This is a genomic window from Pseudomonas psychrophila, assembly GCF_001043005.1.
GTDB classification, from domain to species: domain Bacteria; phylum Pseudomonadota; class Gammaproteobacteria; order Pseudomonadales; family Pseudomonadaceae; genus Aquipseudomonas; species Aquipseudomonas psychrophila.
In genome coordinates, this window is the sequence record NZ_JYKZ01000001.1 from 547994 (window position 1) to 568887 (window position 20894).

The window sequence follows — 20894 nt, forward strand, 5'->3', positions numbered from 1 at the left end:
CCGATGGCTGATTTGCTTCGCATGTTGACCTGTTCTGTACACCCGCTGCCCTATCTCGCCAATCCTGCCGACTATTTTGCGGTGATTCGTCATGCCCCTGGCGCCGTGCTGCTCGACAGTGGCCGTCCCACCGCAGACCGCGGACGCTACGACCTGATGAGTGCCTGGCCACAGGCAGAACTGACCCTGCAGCCCGGCGAGTCGGGGCGCGATTTCTTGCAGCGTCTGCGTGACAGCCTCAAGCAAATGGGTAATGCCGCGCTCCCCGCCGGTTACGACCTGCCCTTTGCTGGCGGGTTGATCGGCTACTTGAGCTACGACTTTGGCCGACAGCTCGAACAACTCCCCGCCTACGCCCTTGATGACCTGCACCTGCCGGAGGCGCGACTGGGCCTGTATGCCTGGGCACTGATCAGCGACCATCAAGCGGCCACCAGCCAATTGGTGTTTCACCCACGCTGCGAGCCCCTGGAGCGTGAGCACCTGATCCAGTTGTTCACTCAGCCCGCACCGCTGCACAGCGGAATTTTTTCGCTCAAACAACCGATGCAGCCGGATATCAGCGCCGGCCAGTACGAGCAGGCTCTGGCTCAGATCCATCGCTACATCCAGGCGGGCGACTGCTATCAGGTCAATTACACCCAGCGTTTCAGCGCCCAGTGCGAGGGCGATGCCTGGACCGCCTACTGCGCATTGCGCGCTGCCTGCCCGACACCTTTTTCCGGGTTTGTGAGCCTGCCTGACGACGACGCCATTTTGAGCCTGTCCCCCGAGCGTTTTGTGCGGGTCAGTCAGCATCAAGTCGAAACCCGACCGATCAAAGGCACCCGCCCAAGGGGCAAAGACAGCGCCGAAGATGCAGCGAACGCCGCCGAACTGCTGGCTAGCCCCAAGGATCGTGCAGAAAACCTGATGATCGTGGATTTGTTGCGAAATGACCTGGGGCGCACGTGCCGCACCGGCTCAGTGAGCGTGCCGCAGTTGTTTACCCTCGAAAGCTACCCCAACGTCCATCATCTGGTGAGCAGCGTGATCGGCGAACTGGCCGACGGTAAAGATGCGCTGGATCTGATCGGTGACAGCTTCCCCGGCGGCTCGATTACCGGGGCCCCGAAAATCCGCGCGATGCAAATCATCGATGAGCTGGAGCCTACGCGCCGCAGCATCTACTGCGGATCCTTGCTGTACCTCGATGTACGCGGCGAAATGGACAGCTCCATTGCGATTCGCAGCCTGCTGGTCAAGGACGGACGGGTCAGTTGCTGGGGCGGCGGCGGTATTGTTGCCGACTCCGACTGGCAGGACGAGTACCAGGAATCCATCACCAAAGTGAAGGTGCTGCTCGATACGCTGCAAACCCTGTAGCCCGCGCTTTTTGCTAAGATCGCGTCACTAGAGAGCGCCAAGCGCCATTTACTGTAGGAAGCCGCCTGATGAGCCACCCGTTCGACGTCGCTGAACTCGCCGCGACATACGCCAGCAAGTCCCCGCAAGACATACTCAAACTCGCCTTCGAACACTTTGGCGACGAGCTCTGGATTTCCTTCAGTGGTGCCGAAGACGTGGTGCTGGTGGACATGGCCTGGAAGCTCAACAAGAACGTCAAGGTGTTCAGCCTAGACACCGGCCGTCTGCACCCCGAGACCTATCGGTTTATCGAGCAAGTGCGCGATCACTACAACATCCAGATCGAACTGATCTCGCCTGACCAGACCGCGCTTGAGCCGTTCGTGAAGGAAAAAGGCCTGTTCAGCTTTTATAAGGACGGGCATGGCGAATGCTGTGGCGTGCGCAAAATCGCGCCGCTACGCCGCAAATTGTCGACAGTCAAAGCCTGGGCTACTGGCCAACGCCGCGACCAGAGCCCCGGCACCCGCAGCCAGGTCGCAGCACTGGAAATCGACGGCGCGTTCTCGACGCCAGAACGTACGCTGTACAAGTTCAACCCGCTGGCACAGATGACCAGCGAAGAAGTCTGGGGCTATATCCGCATGCTGGAACTGCCTTACAACAGCCTGCATGAGCGTGGCTTTATCAGCATCGGCTGCGAGCCCTGCACCCGCCCGGTTCTGCCCAACCAGCACGAGCGCGAAGGCCGTTGGTGGTGGGAAGAAGCCACGCAAAAAGAATGTGGGCTGCATGCCGGCAATCTGATTGCCAAGAATTGAACCCCGCATAAAGCCTTTAGATATTCTGCTGCTCCTCGTAGCAGCTGCCGAAGGAACGAGGCTGCGCTCGGTTGCGAAGCGACCGTAAAACCTGAGTCCGAGATTTTTCTGAACGACCACAGTGCCTGGTTTTACGACGGCTGCGCCGCCGGACGCAGCCTCGTTCCTTCGGCAGCTGCTACTGAGCTCTGCTCTACTCTGATCACCCACCTTGCGTTTACCCCAGACTTTCGTTAAGAATTGGTAATTATTCTCAATAACGTTTAGGCAATGTCCTATGTCTTCGGGTGAACCTCCCTACCAGACCGCTATTACTGAACTGTACTGCGAACATCACGGCTGGCTGTTTGGCTGGCTGCGCAGAAAGCTCGGTTGCGCACAAAATGCAGCTGATCTGGCCCAAGACACCTTCTCCCGAATCCTCAATGCCCGCGAGTCTGTAGCCACACTGCGTGAACCCCGTGCCTTTTTGAGCACGACGGCACGCCGACTGATCATCGATCAGGTACGCCGCAAACAGATAGAAAACGCCTACTTGCAAGAGCTGGCCCTGACCACAGAAGCACTCGAAAACTTTCAATCACCCGAGCAGATTCTGACCACTCTGGAAGCCCTCGAGCAGATTGCGTTTATTCTGGAAGGCATGCAGGACAAGGCGCGCCAGGCTTTCGTGATGTATTACCTGGACGGCCTTACCCAGTGCGAGATTGCCCGACAACTGGGGTTGTCTGATCGCACAGTGCGCAAGTATCTGATCCAGGCGCTGCTGCACTGCAGCCACAGTCTGGATACCTGAAACAACCATGTCCGAGCAGCGTCAAACCATAGACGAACAAGCCGCCGAATGGATTCTTCGCCTGCACGAAGACGACTTCAGTGAAACTCTGCGCCTGGAGTTCGAGTGCTGGAAGCAACAAAGTCCGAAACACGCTGCCGCAGCCCTGCGCATGCAGGATGTGATTAACCGCCTGCAAGCCTTTCGCGAGCATTCAGCTCCGGCAAAAGCGGCGCTTAACGCCGCGTTTAACCGGCGAAAACCTGCTACCCAACGCAAGCAGCACCTGCGCGCATTACTGATTGCCAGCTGCCTGGCACTGCCCATTGCGCTGATCATGAAAAGCCCTTATCCCGAGCAATGGACGGCCGATATCAGCACCGGCCCTACCGATTGGGAGACCCGGCGTCTGGCCGATAACTCGACCATTACCCTAAACGGTACCAGTGCGGTCAACGTGCATTTCGATGGACGAGAACGCCGTATTGAGTTGCTTCAGGGTGAAGTGCTGATTGACGTCGCCCACGACAGCGCCCGACCCTTTTTAGTGCAGACGGCTCAAGGCAGCATGCGAGCATTGGGCACCCGCTTCGTGGTCAAACGCCAAGGTGACACCACCGTCTTGAGCATGTTGCAGTCACGTGTAGCGGCACAAAGCGTCAATGAGCAGCAAACCCTGGAAGTGGATGCAGGCTCCCGGGCATTGATTCGCCGCGACTCGGTCGAGCTCTCTGGAACCGTTTCTGCGGCCAGCATCAATCAAGCCTGGGAGCGCCATCAACTGGTGGTTGAAAACGAGCCCCTGCCTCAGGTGCTCGATGAAATTTCTCGCCATCGTCGCGGCCATTTGCAATTTGATCGCACAGCCCTGGCCAGCTTGCGTGTCTCGGCCGTGCTACCCCTGGACGATACCGACCGGGCGTTGCAACTGATCGCCGAAACCCTGCCCGTGCAGATCAAAACCTATACACCGTGGCTCCTTGTGATCAGCCACCTGCAGCCGCCTAAAAAATAATAATTCCCATTCGTTCCGCTTTTTTCGAGTCAGCCGTCAAGGTAGATACAACGACTCACAAAGGACTGCGCTTTCCATGCTGACTTCCTCCAACCTGCGCGGGCGCCTTGGCCCGCGCACCTGCACGCCGCTGGCCCTGGCAATTCACTTGAGTGTCGCTTCGGCGGCCGGTGTGATCTGTACCTCGACCGCCCAGGCACAATCGGCGGCCGTGCAAACCTATGACATTCCTGCAGGCCCGCTGAGCAACGCGTTAAATCGCTTCGCGCAGCAGGCCGGTGTGGCGATCATTTTTCAGTCGAGCACTCTGGAGGGCCTGTCGACGCCTGGTCTGCATGGTGCCTTCAACGAACAAGGCGGATTCGAAGCACTGCTACGTGGCAGTGGCTACACAGCGGTCAAAAGTGCCAATGGCTATATGCTCGACGCTCTACCGTCTGCGAGCGGTTCGCTGGAGTTGGGCGCCACTCAGGTCAGCGCCAACCAGCTGGGCACTATTACCGAAGGGTCCGGCTCCTACACCCCAGGCTCCATTGCAACCGCAACACGCATGGTGCTGACACCGCGAGAAACACCGCAGTCGATTTCCGTAGTGACGCGCCAGGCAATGGACGACTTTGGCCTCAACTCGATCGATGATGTGATGCGCCACACTCCCGGCATCACCGTGGCCACCTACGACAGTGATCGCACCAGCTATTATTCCCGCGGCTTTGCGATCAAAAACTTTCAGTACGACGGCATCCCGATCCTGCAAGACCCGCAATACTCTGCCGGGCACACCCTGACCGACACCGCGATCTACGACCGGGTCGAGATCCTCAAGGGCGCAACCGGGCTACTCACCGGCGCCGGGGGGCCGGGCGGCACCATCAATATGGTGCGTAAAAAACCCACCCATGAATTCAAGGCGCATATCGACGTGGGAGCGGGCTCCTGGAACAACTACCGCTCCGAGATCGATATCAGCGGGCCCTTGACCGAGAGCGGCAATGTGCGTGGCCGGGCGGTGGCGGCCTATCAGGACAAGCACTCGTTCATGGATCACTACAAGCGCGACAGCGAGGTGTACTACGGCATTCTTGAGGTGGACTTGAGCCCAGACACCCTGCTGACCCTTGGCGCCGACTATCAGGACAATAACCCCAAAGGCTCAAGCTGGTCGGGCAGCGCCTCGCTCTTCAACTCCAAGGGTGATCGAATCAGCACCTCTCGATCATTCAACAACGGCGCAAAATGGAGCAGTTGGGAGCAATACACCCGGACGGTTTTCTCGACTCTGGAGCACAATTTTGACAGTGGCTGGGTAGTCAAAGGCCAATACAACCATCAAATCAACGGTTATAACGCCCCTTTGGGTGCATTGCTCGATCCGGATGCCACCACCGGCCTTGCGCCCATGCTTGCCCGCAAGTACACCGGTGAATACGTCAGCGACAGCGGTGACCTTTTTGCCACTGGCCCTTTCAGCCTGCTGGGACGCGAACACGAGCTGGTCATTGGCGGCTCGGTCTCCAGATCCCATTGGACCGGCAAGGATTACACCAACGCCAAGATGGTGAACAACGCCTACGACTACTACAACTGGAAGGGCGACAGCCTTGAGCCGGACTGGGGTAATGTCACGTCGATCAATGATGAAACCACGCGTCAGACAGGTACATACGTGACGGGTCGTTTCAGCCTGACCGACGACCTGAAGCTTATGCTGGGCACCCGAGTGGCCAACTACACCCTGACCGGCACCAGTCACGCTAAAGATACGGGCAAAGTGCTTCCCTATGCAGCCTTGATCTACGACATCAACGACACTATTTCGGCCTACACCAGCTATACAGAAATCTTCCTGCCGCAGTCGTACTACCGCAATCGCGACAACAAGATGCTTGAGCCGGATGAAGGCACCAACTATGAGTTGGGCCTGAAAGGCGAGTTCTTTGATGGCCGCCTGAATTCAAGCCTGGCGTACTTCGAAGTACATCAGGACAACCGCCCTGAAGCAGATACGGCCTACAACGGCAATCCAACTAACCCCGACATTGACTACGCCTATAAAGGCATCAAAGCCACGACCAAGGGTTATGAGGCAGAAATTTCCGGGGAGCTGATGCCTGGCTGGCAATTGCAAGCGGGCTACACACACAAGGTCATACGCGACCAAAGTGGCAAAAAGGTCTCGACTTGGGAGCCTGAAGACCAGATCAACGTGTATACCAGCTACAAGCTGACCGGTGATCTCGACAAATTGACGTTGGGCGGCGGTGTTCGCTGGCAGAGCACGGGATGGCAGGTGCTGACCAACTGGAACAAAGGTGGCGTCGAGGAAAAGTTTTCCCAGGATCCGTACTGGCTGGTTGATCTGATGGCGCGCTATCAGATTTCGAAAAACCTGTCGGCCACCGTCAACCTGAACAACGTGTTCGACAAGTCGTATTACACCAACGTCGGTTTTTACAACTCGTCCTACTACGGTGATCCGCGCAACGTAATGGTGACAACGCGCTGGGACTTCTAAAAGGGCAAATGCAATTTTCGTAGCAGCTGCCGTAGGAACGAGGCAGCCGCTACGTTTTTTTTGCCGCCAACAAAACACACGCGCACAAAAAAGCCTGCACTAGGCAGGCTTCATGTGGATCACAAGCGTTCAAGGGGCTTGTATTCCGAATATGGCGCAGCGGACGGGACTCGAACCCGCGACCCCCGGCGTGACAGGCCGGTATTCTAACCGACTGAACTACCGCTGCGCGTAACATTGAAAGTAAATGGTGGGTGATGACGGGATCGAACCGCCGACCCTCTGCTTGTAAGGCAGATGCTCTCCCAGCTGAGCTAATCACCCTTTCACTTCACTTTCGTTGCGGAGCGCATTCTCTCACACTTTTTGTGTAAGTGGTTGTTTTTATTCAAGTTTTTTTAAAAACCCTGTAAAAACTTCCGTTTCCTACGCCCTGCATCTTTGATATTGCAGCGAACTACAATATCGAAGCCTTTCAGGAAAACCTGCATTTAGCGGGCTTATCCAACCACAAGCGTTCAAGGGGCTCATGGTACAAAAAATGGCGCAGCGGACGGGACTCGAACCCGCGACCCCCGGCGTGACAGGCCGGTATTCTAACCGACTGAACTACCGCTGCGCGTAACACTGTGAGCGAATGGTGGGTGATGACGGGATCGAACCGCCGACCCTCTGCTTGTAAGGCAGATGCTCTCCCAGCTGAGCTAATCACCCTTTCACTCTCGGTGTGGCGCGCATTCTACGTAGCGACCTATAGTCTGGCAAGCACTTTTTAAAATAATTTTTCTAACGGTGACAAAGGCTTAGCGCAGGGTTGGCCTATTAAGGCTATCAAGCGAATAATGCGTCTTTGTATATAGGAGTGATTCACCCCATGTGGTTCAAAAACCTGCTTATCTATCGCCTGACCCAAGATCTGCCTTTTGATGCGCAGGTGCTGGAAACTGCACTGGCCACCAAACTGGCCCGCCCGTGTTCAAGCCAGGAAGTAGCCACCTACGGTTTCGTTGCCCCGTTCGGCAAAGGCGAAGACGCACCCCTGGTTCACGTCAGCCAGGACTTCCTGCTGATCGCCGCTCGTAAAGAAGAACGCATCCTGCCAAGCAGCGTTGTGCGCGATGCTTTAAAGGAAAAGGTCGACGAGATCGAAGCCGAGCAAATGCGCAAGGTCTACAAGAAGGAGCGCGATCAGCTCAAGGATGAAATCATCCAGGCGTTCCTGCCCCGTGCCTTTATTCGCCGCTCGGCGACCTTTGCCGCCATCGCCCCCAAGCAGGGCCTGATCCTGGTTAATGCTTCAAGCCCAAAACGCGCCGAAGACCTGCTGTCCACATTGCGTGAAGTGATCGGCTCGCTGCCAGTTCGCCCTCTGGCAGTCAAAATCGCACCAAGCGCCGTCATGACCGAGTGGGTCAAAACCCAAAAAGCCGCCGACAACTTCTTCGTCCTCGACGAATGCGAGCTGCGCGATACCCATGAAGACGGCGGCATCATTCGCTGCAAACGTCAGGACCTGACCAGCGACGAGATCCAGCTGCATTTGAGTACCGGTAAAGTGGTGACCCAATTGTCACTGGCATGGCAAGACAAACTGTCGTTCGTACTGGATGACAAATTGGTGGTCAAACGCCTCAAGTTCGAAGACTTGCTCCAAGACCAGGCTGAACAGGACGGCGGTGACGACGATCTGGGCCAGCAGGACGCCAGCTTCACCCTGATGATGCTGACTTTCGGCGAGTTCTTGCCGCAACTGTTTGAAGCACTGGGCGGCGAAGAGATTCCGCAGGGGATCTAAACAACCCACTGCAACCGTCTTTTTGTGGGAGCGAGCCTGCTCGCGAAGGTCGAAGCGCCAGGGCGCTCACTCGATTATCGCGAGCAGGCTCGCTCCCACACTCATATCCACCACCATAATCATAATAAGGATCACCATGCGCGCACTGGCTGCTTTAAGCCGCTTTGTCGGTAATACCTTTGCTTACTGGGTGCTGATTTTCGCCGTGCTGGCGTTTCTTGAACCCGCCTGGTTTGTCGGCCTTAAAGGCTACATCGTGCCTTTGCTGGGCGTCGTGATGTTCGGCATGGGGCTGACCCTCAAACTCGAAGACTTCGCCGAAGTCGCCCGCCATCCGTGGCGCGTGGCGCTGGGCGTGGTTGCTCATTTTGTGATCATGCCCGGCGTGGCGTGGTTGCTCTGCCAAGTGTTCCACTTGCCACCCGAGATCGCCGTCGGCGTGATTCTGGTTGGCTGCTGCCCAAGCGGCACTTCGTCCAATGTCATGACCTGGCTGGCACGCGGTGATCTTGCACTGTCTGTGGCGATTGCCGCCGTGACCACCCTCCTCGCCCCATTGCTGACCCCGGCACTCATCTGGCTGCTGGCTTCAGCCTGGCTGCCGGTTTCATTCATGGAGCTGTTCTGGTCGATCCTGCAAGTTGTGCTGCTGCCGATTGTGCTTGGTGTGCTGGCCCAACGTCTGCTCGGTGCACGGGTGCGCTTTGCCGTGGACGTACTGCCCCTGGTCTCGGTGGTCAGCATCGTGATCATCGTCGCGGCCGTAGTGGCGGCCAGTCAGGCTCAGATTGCCAAATCGGGCTTGCTGATCATGGCCGTGGTGATACTGCACAACAGCTTCGGCTATTTGCTAGGCTACTTTACCGGTCGTCTGTTCAAGCTACCGCTGGCCCAACGCAAATCCCTGGCGCTGGAAGTCGGCATGCAGAACTCCGGGTTGGGCGCGGCATTGGCCAGCGCACACTTCTCGCCGCTGGCAGCCGTACCCAGCGCGCTGTTCAGTGTGTGGCACAACATCTCGGGGGCGCTGCTGTCGACGTATTTCCGGCGCATGAGCGAGAAAGAAGATCGTCTGGCGGCAGCCAAAGCTGCAACTGAGTGAAATTTCGGGGTTGCCTGACGGAATAATCATGTGCAATATACTGCGCACTGCGAGGACGACCTCGCGACTCAACGAGTGATTATTCTGGGGACGACCCCATCAGTTGATGGAGATGAATATGTCCTGGATCATTCTGTTTTTCGCAGGCCTGTTTGAAGTTGGCTGGGCTGTTGGCCTGAAATATACGGACGGCTTCAGCCGCCCGTTACCTACGGCACTGACCGTAGGCGCCATGATCATCAGCCTTGGCCTGCTGGGCCTTGCCATGAAAGAACTGCCACTGGGCACTGCCTACGCAATCTGGACCGGTGTCGGCGCAGTAGGTACGGTGATCGCCGGGATCATCCTGTTTGGTGAGTCGATGGCGCTGTTCCGGCTGGCCAGTGTGGCCCTGATCATTGCCGGCCTGATTGGCCTCAAGATCAGCGCATAACACAACAAACTGTGGGAGCGGGCTTGCTCGCGATGGCGGTCGATGCGGTTTTACTGAAGAACCGCAGCGCCTGCATCGCGAGCAAGCCCGCTCCCACATTTGTGTTACCTATTTGACCGCCCCGCGCAACGCCGTCACCCTCTCACGCAACACTTTCTGCGTGGCCTCAGTGGCCGTCATCGGTTCGCCAGCGACTAACGTCACCCGTGACCAAAGTCGCTTGAAGTAACCCTTGTTCGGGTCGCGACTAAAGAAGCTGCCCCACAACCCTTGCAACGCCATCGGAATCACCGGCACCGGCGTGCGTTCCAGAATCCGCGTCACTCCCGCCTTGAACTCATTGATCTGACCATCGGTGGTGAGTTTGCCCTCAGGGAAGATGCACACCAACTCGCCATCGTTCAGATACCGGGCAATCCTGTCGAACGCCTGCTCGTAGATCGCCTCGTCTTCGCCACGTCCGGCAATCGGAATCGTGCCCGCTGTGCGGAAGATAAAGTTCAGCACTGGCAGGTTGTAGATTTTGTAATACATCACAAAACGAATCGGACGGCGTACCGCGCCGCCAATCAGCAGTGCATCCACAAACGATACGTGGTTACACACCAATAACGCCGCGCCTTCATCCGGGATGAGATCCAGGTGCTTGTGTTGCACGCGGTACATGGAATGGCTGAGCAGCCAGATCATGAAGCGCATGCTGAACTCAGGAACGATTTTGAAGATGTAAGTGTTGACCGCGATGTTCATCAACGACACCACGAGAAACAACTCGGGAATCGTCAACTTGGCCACGCTCAGCAACAGGATGGTGACGAGCGCCGACACCACCATAAACAGCGCATTGAGGATGTTGTTGGCGGCAATGACCCGCGCCCGCTCACTTTCGGAGGTCCGGGACTGAATCAGTGCGTACAGCGGCACTATATAGAAGCCACCAAACACACCCAGTCCGAGAATATCGAACAACACCCACCAGGCCTGACTGAACCCCAGCACGCCCAGCCAATCGTTGGTCTGAATGTTTTGTGGCATCAGCCCCGAATGCCACCACAGCAGCAGGCCAAACACGGTCAGCCCAAATGAGCCAAAGGGCACCAGGCCAATCTCGACCTTGCGCCCTGAAAGCTTCTCGCACAGCAGCGATCCCAGGGCGATACCCACCGAAAACACAGTGAGTATCAGCGTCACCACGGTCTCGTCGCCATACAGCCAGTCTTTGGCATAGGCCGGGATCTGCGTCAGGTAAATCGCGCCCACAAACCAGAACCACGAATTGCCCACTACAGAGCGCGACACGGCAGGCGTCTGATTCAGCCCCATGCGCAGGGTGGCCCAGGACTCGCTGAAAATATTCCAGTTCAAACGAAGCTGCGGCGTATCAGCAGGCGCGGCTGGAATGGCGCGGCTGGCCAGGTACCCCAACACTGCCACCGCAATGATCACTACCGAGACTATTACTGTGTAATTACTGGACGACAGCATGATTCCGGCACCAATAGTGCCCGCCAAAATTGACAGAAAAGTGCCCATTTCGACCAGACCATTACCACCGACCAACTCTTCCTCACGCAGGGTTTGCGGCAGGATCGAATATTTCACCGGCCCGAACAGTGCCGAATGTGTGCCCATGGCAAACAAGGCAACCAGCATCAAGGCCAGATGATCAAAGGCAAACCCTATGGCCGCGACGATCATGATCGCGATTTCACCCAACTTGATCAGACGTATCAGGCGATCCTTGGGGTATTTTTCACCGAACTGCCCAGCCAGCGCCGAGAACAGAAAAAACGGCACGATGAAAAGCAGCGCACAGAGGTTGACCCAAATCCCCCTATCACCCTCGATGTTCAACTTATAAAGGATGGCCAGAATCAGGGATTGCTTGAACAGGTTGTCATTGAGAGCGCCCAGGGACTGGGTCACGAAAAAGGGCAGGAAGCGACGCTTGCTTAGCAAACTGAATTGCGAGGGGTGGCTCATCGTCCATGTACTCACGTTGCGCTGATAGGCTTTCTCTTTGGAGGGCCGTTGTAACACTCAGGACACAACCTTGCTCGGGTTCTGTTTGCGGTTACACCTAATTCGGCGTTTTCCCACAGAACCCGAGCACAAATTTTACTTCTTCAAGCCTGCAATACACGGCGACACAAATAGCTCGCCACGATAAGCGCCTTGCACCGTGCGAGTCCCCACCAGCAGCCACATCAGCGCCAGCGCCACCACCAGCACACAACCGGCCACATCAAAGAAGGTCAGCTGCAGCATGCTGCCCAGGCGCAAGGTGGCCAGCGAGTACACGCCCAGCGGGAAGGTAAAGCCCCACCAGCCCAGATTGAACGGGATTCCCGAGCGGAAGTAACGAATCGTGATCAGCGCCGCGATAACGATCCACCACAAGCCAACGCCCCACAAAATAACCCCGGAGATCAGCCCCAGACCTTCCGCGATTTCACCGATCCGCGCCAGGCCATTGGCGGCAAAAATCGCCGGCGCATCGGCCCCCAGCAACAACAAGCCCAGGGCGCCGGTGCCAATAGGCCCCAAGGCCAACCAGCTGGAAGCCGCCATGCTCTCGTGAGGCAACTTATGCAGCGCCATGCGCAGGATCAAAATGGTCAAAATACTGAACGCCACCGGCACCGAAAATGCCCACAGCACATAGCTGGTAATCAGCACGTGGAACTGCGCGGCAGTATCCGTCAGATAAGGCGCCAACAGCCCGCCACTGGCCGCCGCGACTTCTGCTGCGACTACCGGCAACAGCCAGACAGCGGTCATCTGGTCAATGCTGTGATCCTGGCGGGTGAACATCAGATAAGGGATCAGCACTCCGCAGCCCAGCGCCATAGCCACATCAATCCACCACAGCACCTCGGCCACCTGCACCATTTCGCCGCCCCAGCGTGGCACGCCGAACACCAGAAAGCCGTTAATAATGGTCGCCAGGCCCATAGGAATGGTGCCGAAGAACATCGACACCGTGGAGTGTCCGAAAATGCGTCGGGCCTCGTCGAAGTAAAGCATCCAGCGCGCGCCATACAGCACGCTGAACAGGATGAACAAACCGATATTGAACAGCCATAGCCCCTCGGCAAAGGCACGCAGGCCAGGGATATGCACTGGTAACTGAGCCAGCGCCAGCGCCAAAACCCCCGTCCCCATGGTCGCGGCAAACCAGTTGGGTGTGAACTGGCGGATCACTTCGCGCGGGTGCTGCAAGTGGCTAAAGGGCCGAAAACCGGCATTGGCTTTGTTAGGGCAAGTCATGGGTTCCTCCTGTTCCTCATATGAGGTAGGACTAGAGTAGAACCAAATCGAATATCTATATAACGGGTAATTTCTCTAACTGTTATCTATTTAATAGATAACGCAGAATATCCTGAACTCAAGCACGCCACGCCCGATTCATACTCTTTTCCACCGCCCACCGCCCACCGCCTCACAGACGGCACAAAGGCCAAACCTGTAACTGCGACACCAGGCCGCGCTCAGACCATCGTCGACACTGACGCGCCCCGAACATCATGCGAGACTAGCTTCCCGCAGCCGGATTGCTCGGGTCTTACACGCTCAGGAGTGTCCATGTCGTTGTCCAGCGGGCTTATCGCCGCCGTCGCCCTCGCCTATATGGCCATCATGTTCGCCATTGCCTTCTATGGTGACCGGCGCAGCAAACCGCTGCCGCCGCGGGTTCGCGCGTGGGTCTATAGCCTGTCGCTGGCGGTTTACTGCACCAGCTGGACGTTCTTTGGCGCCGTCGGTCAGGCCGCCGAGCAGCTCTGGGCGTTCCTGCCGATTTACCTGGGGCCTGTGCTGCTGCTGGTATGCGCGCCCTGGGTGCTGCAAAAGATGGTGATGATCAGCAAGCAAGAGAACATCACATCGATTGCAGACTTTATCGCCGCCCGCTACGGCAAATCCCAGTCGCTGGCGATTGTGGTGGCACTGATCTGCCTGGTGGGTGTACTGCCTTATATCGCCCTGCAGCTCAAAGGCATTGTGCTCGGGGTTAACCTGCTGATCGGAGCAGGCGCCGACGCTACCGGCTCACGGGTCGAGGACACGGCACTGATCGTGACGCTGGTACTGGCACTGTTCACCATACTGTTTGGTACGCGCAACCTCGACGCCACCGAGCACCACCGGGGCATGGTGCTGGCAATTGCCTTTGAGTCGCTGGTCAAACTGTTCGCATTTCTCGCCGTGGGCGCCTTTGTGACCTATGGCCTGTATGACGGTTTCGACGACCTCTTCAATCAGGCCATGCTCGCCCCGCGACTCGAACAGTACTGGAAGGAAACTATCAATTGGCCTTCGATGGTGGTCCAGACCGGCGTGGCCATGATGGCGATCATATGCCTGCCCCGACAGTTCCACGTGACGGTGGTTGAGAACATCGAGCCCCAAGACCTGCAACTGGCCAAATGGGTGTTCCCGGCGTACCTGATTCTGGCGGGCCTGTTCGTCGTACCGATTGCTCTGGCAGGTCAAATGTTACTGCCCAGCTCAGTTTTGCCTGACTCGTTCGTGATCAGCCTGCCCCTGGCTCAGGCTCATCCGGCGCTGGCCTTGCTGGCTTTTATTGGCGGGGCATCGGCGGCCACCGGCATGGTGATCGTTGCCAGTGTCGCGCTGTCGACAATGGTCTCCAACGACATGCTTCTGCCGTGGCTACTGCGGCATAAGAACGCCGAGCGCCCGTTCGAAGTGTTCCGTCACTGGATGCTTTCGGTTCGTCGCGTATCGATTGTGGTGATTTTGTTGCTGGCTTATGTCAGCTACCGCCTGTTGGGTTCGACCGCCAGCCTTGCCACCATCGGCCAGATCGCCTTCGCTGCCGTCACTCAACTGGCCCCGGCCATGCTCGGCGCCCTGTACTGGAAGCAGGCCAACCGTCGCGGGGTTTTTGCCGGCTTGGCTACGGGCACCTTTATCTGGTTTTACACCCTGGTACTGCCGATCATCGCCCACAGCTTTGGTTGGCACTTGAGCCACTTCCCGGGGCTGGCGTGGTTGCACAGCAATCCGCTGGGCCTGTCGATCACCCCGCTGACCCAAGGTGTGGTGCTGTCGCTGGCCGGCAACTTCACCCTGTTTGCATGGGTCTCGGTGTTGTCGCGTACCCGAGTATCAGAACACTGGCAGGCCGGGCGCTTTATCGGCCAGGAACTGAGTAGCCACCCCAGCGGCCGCTCCATGCTCTCGGTACAGGTCAACGACCTGCTTGCCCTCGCGGCGCGCTTTGTCGGTGAAGAACGCGCCCATCAGAGTTTTATTCGCTTCGCGTACCGTCAGGGCAAGGGCTTTAACCCCAACCAAAACGCCAATGGCGAGTGGATCGCCCATACCGAACGGCTATTGGCCGGGGTACTCGGCGCGTCTTCTACCCGCGCAGTAGTAAAAGCGGCCATTGAAGGACGCGAAATGCAGCTGGAAGACGTCGTACGTATTGCCGATGAAGCGTCGGAAGTGCTGCAGTTCAACCGTGCCTTGCTTCAGGGCGCGATTGAGAACATCACCCAGGGCATCAGCGTGGTTGACCAGTCACTCAAACTGGTGGCCTGGAATCGCCGCTATCTGGAACTGTTCAACTACCCCGACGGCCTTATCAGCGTGGGCCGCCCGATTGCAGACATCATTCGTCACAATGCTGAACGCGGCCTGTGCGGCCCCGGCGAAGCTGAAGTGCATGTGGCTCGCCGCCTGCACTGGATGCGTCAGGGCCGGGCGCACACCTCTGAACGGCTGTTCCCCAATGGCCGAGTGATCGAGCTGATCGGCAACCCCATGCCGGGCGGCGGTTTCGTGATGAGTTTTACCGACATTACCGCGTTCCGCGAAGCCGAGCAGGCGCTCACCGAGGCCAATGAAGGCCTGGAACAACGGGTAGCCGAGCGCACGTTTGAACTGTCGCAACTGAATCAGGCGCTGACCGAAGCCAAAGGCGTGGCCGAAACAGCCAGCCAATCCAAAACCCGGTTCCTGGCTGCCGTCAGCCATGACCTGATGCAACCAATGAACGCTGCACGGCTGTTCTCCGCTGCTCTCTCTCACCAGGAAGAGGGCTTGAGCGCGGAAGCTCAGAAACTGGTGCAGCATCTGGACAGTTCATTGCGCTCCGCAGAAGACCTGATCAGTGACCTACTGGATATTTCGCGCCTGGAAAACGGCAAGATCACCCCCGACCTCAAACCTTTCGCCATTAACGATCTGTTTGAAACCCTCGGCAATGAATTCACCGCCCAGGCACAGGAACAGGGCTTGAACTTTAGAGTTCGGGGCAGCCGTGTGCGGGTCAACAGCGACATCAAGTTACTGCGGCGTATCTTGCAGAACTTCCTGACTAACGCCTTTCGCTACGCCAAAGGCCCCGTATTGCTGGGTGTACGACGACGCGGCGGCGAACTGTGCCTTGAGGTGTGGGACCGCGGGCCGGGTATCCCGGAAGACAAACTGCAGGTCATTTTTGAAGAGTTCAAACGCCTCGATAGCCACCAGACCCGCGCCGAAAAAGGCTTGGGCCTGGGCTTGGCGATTGCCGACGGCTTGTGCCAGGTGCTCGGCCACACCCTGCAAGTACGCTCATGGCCCGGCTTTGGCAGCGTGTTCAGCGTCAGCGTGCCGATGGCGAAGAGCCAGGCGGCGCCACAGCCCGTCGCTGCCGAGCAGAATGGACAACCACTGGCAGGCGCTCAAGTGCTGTGTGTCGATAATGAAGACAGCATCCTGATTGGCATGCAGAGCCTGCTCACACGCTGGGGCTGCCGCGTGTGGACGGCACGCAACCGCGAAGAGTGCGCCGCACTGCTCAACGAAGGCGTGCGGCCGCAACTGGTACTGGTTGACTATCACCTGGATGATGGCGAGGTCGGGACAGAACTGATGGGCTGGCTGCGAACACAGTTGGGCGAACCGGTCCCGGGCGTGGTGATCAGCGCCGATGGCCGCCCGGAGATGATTGCACAGGTGCATGCCGCAGGCCTTGAATACCTGCCTAAGCCGGTTAAGCCTGCGGTTCTGCGAGCGCTGCTGAGCAGGCATGTGCCGCTCTGACAGCGAAGGGAGGGGGCTAAACTTGTGGGAGCATGCTTGATCCCATAAACCCCATCTCCAGCTCTTATTCCGCTGGATGGGCCACGCCATCAACGTCGGTCATGGCCCGCTCCAGCAAGTCGGCAGGCAAGCTTTTACTGGCCCTTGCGCCCAGCAACTTGAGCTGTTCGCTGCGACTAACCAGATTCCCTCGCCCTTCAGTGAGCTTGTTTCGGGCTGAACTGTAGGCCTTGTCCAGCTGCTGAAGGCGATTGCCTACCTCATCCAGATCCTGAATAAACAGTACGAATTTGTCGTAGAGCCAGCCTGCGCGCTCGGCAATTTCACGGGCATTCTGGCCTTGGCGCTCCTGCTTCCAGAGGCTGTCAATCACCCGCAAGGTGGCAAGCAGTGTGGTAGGGCTGACGATCACGATATGACGATCGAAAGCCTCTTGAAACAGGTTTGGTTCGGCTTGCAACGCCGCCGAAAAGGCGGCCTCGATTGGTACGAACAACAGCACGAAATCCAGGCTGTGAAGCCCTTCCAGGCGTTTGTAGTCTTTGCCGGCAAGCCCCTTTACATGATTGCGCAGGGACAACACGTGCTGTTTGAGTGCCGCTTGCCCAATCACGTCGTCCTCTGCACTGACGTACTGTTGATACGCCGTCAGGCTGACCTTGGAGTCGACTACAACCTGCTTGTCACCCGGCAACATGATCAGCACGTCGGGCTGGAAACGCTCGCCGTCGGGCCCCTTGAGGTTCACCTGGGTCTGGTATTCGCGACCTTTCTCAAGCCCTGCATGCTCAAGAACCCGCTCCAGAATCAACTCACCCCAGTTACCCTGGGTTTTCTGGCCTTTCAAGGCCCGCGTCAGGTTGGTCGCCTCATCACTCAGGCGCAGGTTCAATTGCTGCAAGCGCTCAAGCTCTTTGCCAAGGGAGAAACGCTCACGCGATTCCTGCTGATAGCTTTCCTCAACGCGCTTTTCAAACGACTGGATACGTTCTTTCAGCGGATCGAGCAGTTGCCCTAGGCGCTCATTGCTGGTTTCGGCGAAGCGCTGCTCACGCTCATCAAAGATCTTGCCCGCCAGCTCGGCAAATTGCGCCCGCAGTTCATCCCTTGAACCTTGCAGGTCATTGAGTCGCTGCTGATGGCTGTCTTGCTGTTCGCGTAACTCGGCAGCCAGCGCAGACGCATGAGCATCCAGGCGACGCAGCTCGACTTCTTTTTGATTGCGCTCCAGGTTCCAGGCGTGGGCAGCATCGCGTCCATTATCGCGCTCCACCTGCAACAACTCAACCTCTCGACGCAGCGCGGCCAGTTCGGCCTGCTTGGCTGCATTGGCCTGCCCCAGATCACTGACTTCGTCGCGGCACGCATCCAGCTGGGCACTCAAGCCTTCCTGGGCCAGTTGCGCAGTGTTCAAACGCTCGCTGAGCAACGCAAGCTCAGCGTGATGACCACTGGCACGACGCTGCAACTGCCAGATAAACGCCAGTAATGGCACGCTTGCTGCTGCCAGGCCAAGCAACAGACTGCTCAGATCCAGGGCCATAACCCCTCCACGCGAGGTAAAAGAGCAAGGGTAACCAACAGACAGCGCCGAAGACAGTTCAGTCTTCGGCCTTGCTCAATTCCTGCTGTGCCAGACGATCGCCAGCACGGGCCGCCTGACGCAACAATTCATGGCCGATACGCTGGTCGCGGGCGCTGCCGCATTCACGGCACATCAATTGCCCCAAACGACTCTGCGCAAGTACTACACCCTGGCGCGCGGGCTGCTTGAGCAAATGTCCGGCAACGTGCTGAACGCTGGGGTTGGCACCCAGGCGCGGGTTATCCAGCAACCAGATGGCCACCCGCAAAGAAAAGCGTTTGGGGGCATCATTGGATGTATTTGAGCGAGTAACAGAGGAAGTAGCTGTGCGGAACTTCATACGACACTGTGGGCAGAACAGAAGGCGCGCCACTCTACTCCTTTTTTTCTTTGGGTAAAGTCGAAAAAAGTCTACACCCTTGATCTAGAGCAAGCGCACGGGACAATCCACAGATCCTGTGGATAAGTCAGTGGACAACCCCAGTTTAACCCCCGCAAAGGCCCACCCTACGGGGCCTCAGGTCAAACTGTCGATTTTTTCACCAATTAAAAAAAACGATGTTTTTCATTGACTTAAATTTACCAGACAGGCTAGGCGGACTAACACACGGGTATCTGCGCCGATTTTGTGAGCAGCACTGCAAATGTGCACAAGTTCACATTCAGAGCAGGAATCCGGGCCGTTACAGCGCATAATCTGTAGGCCAGCGCACCGCTACAGAGCGCTGCTGTGCAGGTATTGAGTCAATAAAACCCGCTCGGCGGTCCCTGGTAAATGGCCAAATATGTACTATTACCAAGCAAAACCACTGACTAAGTACGGAGCCGCCAGTGGATTTTTCACTGCATGAGCCACGACTACGTAAAGTATTTTTTCTAGCACACTTGCGTTTAATATTTCAACCCGTTAGTATCCGCAGCGTTAGTACCAAGCTGAAAGTCAATTCGGGCCGAACAAATCCTCCCAGCCACCTTGCGTAATGCAAAGCAGCGCTGACAAAGCGGGATCGACCCCCTAGATGGTTTCCAGGTAAAACTTGCGACGATACAGCCTCTGCACAAACGCACAGGGTATCGCGAAGTTCTTTTACTCTGACCGAACCAACCTGCAAATTGATCAGGATCTTCACCCGGAGCACGGAACCTTAGCTCCAGTTGTGATTGCCTGCCCTCCTAAGTACCTACCTGCCAGCCCAAGCGCCACATAATTAATGCGCTCCAACTGGCGGCTTTGTTCCAGTCAGGTTCTTCGTCCAGCCAAAGAATGGCTCGGCGTCACTGGAACGTTTTAACGCAGCACGGATCGAATCCGTGTCATTTGTAGGAACACCTAATAACTATGTCTACTCAAATCCATACTCAGGATGCCATTCGCACCCTAACCAACGCCTTTGCTCCAATGAACTGCCTGATTATGGCCGCTCGCAAAGGATGCTTCAGCTTCACCCTGGTCAACGAACACGGTATCGCACGTCACAGCGAACGTTTGTACCCTGACCAATACTCCAGCGCAGAACCTCTGCAAGCTGTGATCGAGCGTACTCGTCAGGCCCTTGTTGCCTGAAAGCTTGAGCGTTACACAACAAGCCCTGCCTGATCCGCAGGGCTTTTTGTTGCCTGCCATTTAAGAAACATTCGGCATTGCTTAAGTCCTTGCGGATATATAGCCACCGACCCGAAGCTTGAAATGTTTTAAAAACAGTCCTTTACAGCAAAGATATGACACTACACTTCAACTTAAGCGGCATGTTCCGCTTCCAGCGAACCCTTTCGATCCACAGCTGCCAAGCTCTAGGGTATCGCTGGTCATTTCGGGCCTCGAGGACTTTATGGGTATCGCCGCCAGGGAATTGAGCCAGTACGTGATTCGACCAACGCTTCTGTATCTGGGGCAGGACAACCCGGACGCAGAAGCTTTGTTGCTAGGTATTGCAGCCAGCCAGTCACATTTAGGCTCGGCTCTGCATGATCGTCACGGTCATGGCCTTTACTGCATACGCGAACTTCGTCATTCAGCCTTGTGGGATGGGTACCTGGCCCACGACCCCGATCTGGCGAGCCTGGTTCGGGGGCTGGCCAGCCAGCATGCATTCTTGTGCAGCCCTCACCTCGAGCTCACCGTTAATTTGCGGTATGCCACGGCCATTGCCTGGTTGTTGATCGAACAGCAAAAGATCGCCATCCCACCAGCCGATGACCTGCTGGGCATGGCAAGAATTTGGCGCCAAGCCTTTGAACCACATGGACGTTTACGGGATTTCGCCCATGCTTGGCGTACCTGCGTTTTACCTCTCAACCAAGTGGCTTGAGATTTCCGCCACTTACAACAATCTCTAAAAAGCCTGAAACCGGTCGGATTGTCCTACAAAACATCGCTATCTTCTGCGATTTAGCCTATAGCGCTTCAACAAAAATGTTGGTAGTTTTCGTCCGGTGATCATAAGGAGTTC

At 57.0% G+C, this 20894-nt stretch carries 15 protein-coding genes and 4 tRNA genes; 11 read left to right on the forward strand and 8 right to left on the reverse strand.

The window, feature by feature from the left end; translation table 11 throughout:
* The first annotated feature begins 21 nt into the window (after window positions 1-21).
* The 5 genes from pabB (at window position 22) to TU76_RS02600 (ending at window position 6473) form a co-directional block, all read left to right on the forward strand.
* Window positions 22-1365, forward strand: coding sequence for an aminodeoxychorismate synthase component I (pabB, locus tag TU76_RS02580; protein ID WP_046810590.1), 1344 nt, complete (start codon window positions 22-24; stop codon window positions 1363-1365).
* Between the two features lie 68 nt (window positions 1366-1433).
* On the forward strand, window positions 1434-2168 hold the full coding sequence (locus TU76_RS02585) for a phosphoadenylyl-sulfate reductase (RefSeq protein WP_019827689.1): 735 nt from the start codon (window positions 1434-1436) through the stop codon (window positions 2166-2168).
* A 277-nt stretch (window positions 2169-2445) separates the two neighbouring features.
* Window positions 2446-2964: a sigma-70 family RNA polymerase sigma factor gene (locus TU76_RS02590; RefSeq protein ID WP_019827690.1), complete on the forward strand. Its 519-nt coding sequence runs from the start codon at window positions 2446-2448 to the stop codon at window positions 2962-2964.
* A gap of 7 nt (window positions 2965-2971) precedes the next feature.
* The gene (locus TU76_RS02595) at window positions 2972-3958 is read left to right on the forward strand and encodes a FecR family protein (protein ID WP_048351038.1); all 987 of its coding nucleotides are present in this window, start codon (window positions 2972-2974) and stop codon (window positions 3956-3958) included.
* 76 nt (window positions 3959-4034) lie between these two features.
* Window positions 4035-6473 carry a TonB-dependent siderophore receptor gene (locus tag TU76_RS02600; protein WP_048351039.1) on the forward strand — a complete coding sequence of 813 codons (2439 nt, stop codon included), beginning with the start codon at window positions 4035-4037 and terminating at the stop codon, window positions 6471-6473.
* A 152-nt stretch (window positions 6474-6625) separates the two neighbouring features.
* On the opposite strand, the gene TU76_RS02605 is transcribed toward TU76_RS02600, so the two are convergent.
* From TU76_RS02605 to TU76_RS02620, 4 genes are all read right to left on the reverse strand, one after another.
* A tRNA-Asp gene (locus TU76_RS02605) sits at window positions 6626-6702 on the reverse strand.
* Window positions 6703-6721: 19 nt separating this feature from the next.
* Window positions 6722-6797, reverse strand: a tRNA-Val gene (locus TU76_RS02610).
* A gap of 218 nt (window positions 6798-7015) precedes the next feature.
* Window positions 7016-7092: transfer RNA gene (locus TU76_RS02615), tRNA-Asp, on the reverse strand.
* A 19-nt stretch (window positions 7093-7111) separates the two neighbouring features.
* Window positions 7112-7187 (reverse strand) — tRNA-Val (locus tag TU76_RS02620).
* Between the two features lie 160 nt (window positions 7188-7347).
* On the opposite strand from TU76_RS02620, the gene rdgC reads away from it, so the two are divergent.
* From rdgC to sugE, 3 genes are all read left to right on the forward strand, one after another.
* The gene (gene rdgC / locus TU76_RS02625; RefSeq protein WP_019827693.1) at window positions 7348-8268 is read left to right on the forward strand and encodes a recombination-associated protein RdgC; all 921 of its coding nucleotides are present in this window, start codon (window positions 7348-7350) and stop codon (window positions 8266-8268) included.
* A 136-nt stretch (window positions 8269-8404) separates the two neighbouring features.
* Window positions 8405-9370: a bile acid:sodium symporter family protein gene (locus tag TU76_RS02630; RefSeq protein ID WP_019827694.1), complete on the forward strand. Its 966-nt coding sequence runs from the start codon at window positions 8405-8407 to the stop codon at window positions 9368-9370.
* A gap of 118 nt (window positions 9371-9488) precedes the next feature.
* Entirely contained in the window at window positions 9489-9803 is a 315-nt protein-coding gene (sugE, locus tag TU76_RS02635; protein WP_048351040.1) for a quaternary ammonium compound efflux SMR transporter SugE, read from the forward strand.
* 108 nt (window positions 9804-9911) lie between these two features.
* Here the strand turns inward: sugE and TU76_RS02640 are convergent, their stop codons facing one another.
* Both TU76_RS02640 and TU76_RS02645 read right to left on the reverse strand, forming a co-directional pair.
* Window positions 9912-11786 (reverse strand): MFS transporter, encoded by a 1875-nt coding sequence (locus TU76_RS02640; RefSeq protein WP_048351041.1) that lies wholly within the window; start codon window positions 11784-11786, stop codon window positions 9912-9914.
* Window positions 11787-11921: 135 nt separating this feature from the next.
* Window positions 11922-13073: a TDT family transporter gene (locus TU76_RS02645; RefSeq protein WP_019827697.1), complete on the reverse strand. Its 1152-nt coding sequence runs from the start codon at window positions 13071-13073 to the stop codon at window positions 11922-11924.
* Window positions 13074-13388: 315 nt separating this feature from the next.
* Here TU76_RS02645 and TU76_RS02650 point away from each other — a divergent pair, with 315 nt between their 5' ends.
* The gene (locus TU76_RS02650; RefSeq protein ID WP_048351042.1) at window positions 13389-16859 is read left to right on the forward strand and encodes a hybrid sensor histidine kinase/response regulator; all 3471 of its coding nucleotides are present in this window, start codon (window positions 13389-13391) and stop codon (window positions 16857-16859) included.
* Between the two features lie 64 nt (window positions 16860-16923).
* Here TU76_RS02650 and TU76_RS02655 read toward each other — a convergent pair whose 3' ends face one another.
* Both TU76_RS02655 and TU76_RS02660 read right to left on the reverse strand, forming a co-directional pair.
* Window positions 16924-18288 (reverse strand): DNA recombination protein RmuC, encoded by a 1365-nt coding sequence (locus tag TU76_RS02655; protein WP_173667422.1) that lies wholly within the window; start codon window positions 18286-18288, stop codon window positions 16924-16926.
* 172 nt (window positions 18289-18460) lie between these two features.
* On the reverse strand, window positions 18461-18784 hold the full coding sequence (locus tag TU76_RS02660; RefSeq protein WP_037032656.1) for an SEL1-like repeat protein: 324 nt from the start codon (window positions 18782-18784) through the stop codon (window positions 18461-18463).
* Between the two features lie 999 nt (window positions 18785-19783).
* Between TU76_RS02660 and TU76_RS02665 the strand changes: the two genes are divergently transcribed.
* Entirely contained in the window at window positions 19784-20008 is a 225-nt protein-coding gene (locus tag TU76_RS02665; RefSeq protein ID WP_007898912.1) for a hypothetical protein, read from the forward strand.
* Between the two features lie 265 nt (window positions 20009-20273).
* Entirely contained in the window at window positions 20274-20753 is a 480-nt protein-coding gene (locus TU76_RS02670) for a hypothetical protein (protein ID WP_019827701.1), read from the forward strand.
* Window positions 20754-20894: the final 141 nt, after the last annotated feature.

Bases quoted from the DNA above. Each gene is read 5' to 3' on its own strand.
- TU76_RS02665 (WP_007898912.1), top strand. From the start codon at position 19,784: ATGTCTACTCAAATCCATACTCAGGATGCCATTCGCACCCTAACCAAC.
- pabB (WP_046810590.1), top strand. From the start codon at position 22: ATGTTGACCTGTTCTGTACACCCGCTGCCCTATCTCGCCAATCCTGCC.
- sugE (WP_048351040.1), top strand. From the start codon at position 9,489: ATGTCCTGGATCATTCTGTTTTTCGCAGGCCTGTTTGAAGTTGGCTGG.
- TU76_RS02595 (WP_048351038.1), top strand. From the start codon at position 2,972: ATGTCCGAGCAGCGTCAAACCATAGACGAACAAGCCGCCGAATGGATT.
- TU76_RS02585 (WP_019827689.1), top strand. From the start codon at position 1,434: ATGAGCCACCCGTTCGACGTCGCTGAACTCGCCGCGACATACGCCAGC.
- TU76_RS02645 (WP_019827697.1), bottom strand. From the start codon at position 13,073: ATGACTTGCCCTAACAAAGCCAATGCCGGTTTTCGGCCCTTTAGCCAC.
- TU76_RS02670 (WP_019827701.1), top strand. From the start codon at position 20,274: ATGGGTATCGCCGCCAGGGAATTGAGCCAGTACGTGATTCGACCAACG.
- TU76_RS02650 (WP_048351042.1), top strand. From the start codon at position 13,389: ATGTCGTTGTCCAGCGGGCTTATCGCCGCCGTCGCCCTCGCCTATATG.
- TU76_RS02640 (WP_048351041.1), bottom strand. From the start codon at position 11,786: ATGAGCCACCCCTCGCAATTCAGTTTGCTAAGCAAGCGTCGCTTCCTG.
- TU76_RS02660 (WP_037032656.1), bottom strand. From the start codon at position 18,784: ATGAAGTTCCGCACAGCTACTTCCTCTGTTACTCGCTCAAATACATCC.
- TU76_RS02590 (WP_019827690.1), top strand. From the start codon at position 2,446: ATGTCTTCGGGTGAACCTCCCTACCAGACCGCTATTACTGAACTGTAC.
- TU76_RS02630 (WP_019827694.1), top strand. From the start codon at position 8,405: ATGCGCGCACTGGCTGCTTTAAGCCGCTTTGTCGGTAATACCTTTGCT.
- TU76_RS02600 (WP_048351039.1), top strand. From the start codon at position 4,035: ATGCTGACTTCCTCCAACCTGCGCGGGCGCCTTGGCCCGCGCACCTGC.
- rdgC (WP_019827693.1), top strand. From the start codon at position 7,348: ATGTGGTTCAAAAACCTGCTTATCTATCGCCTGACCCAAGATCTGCCT.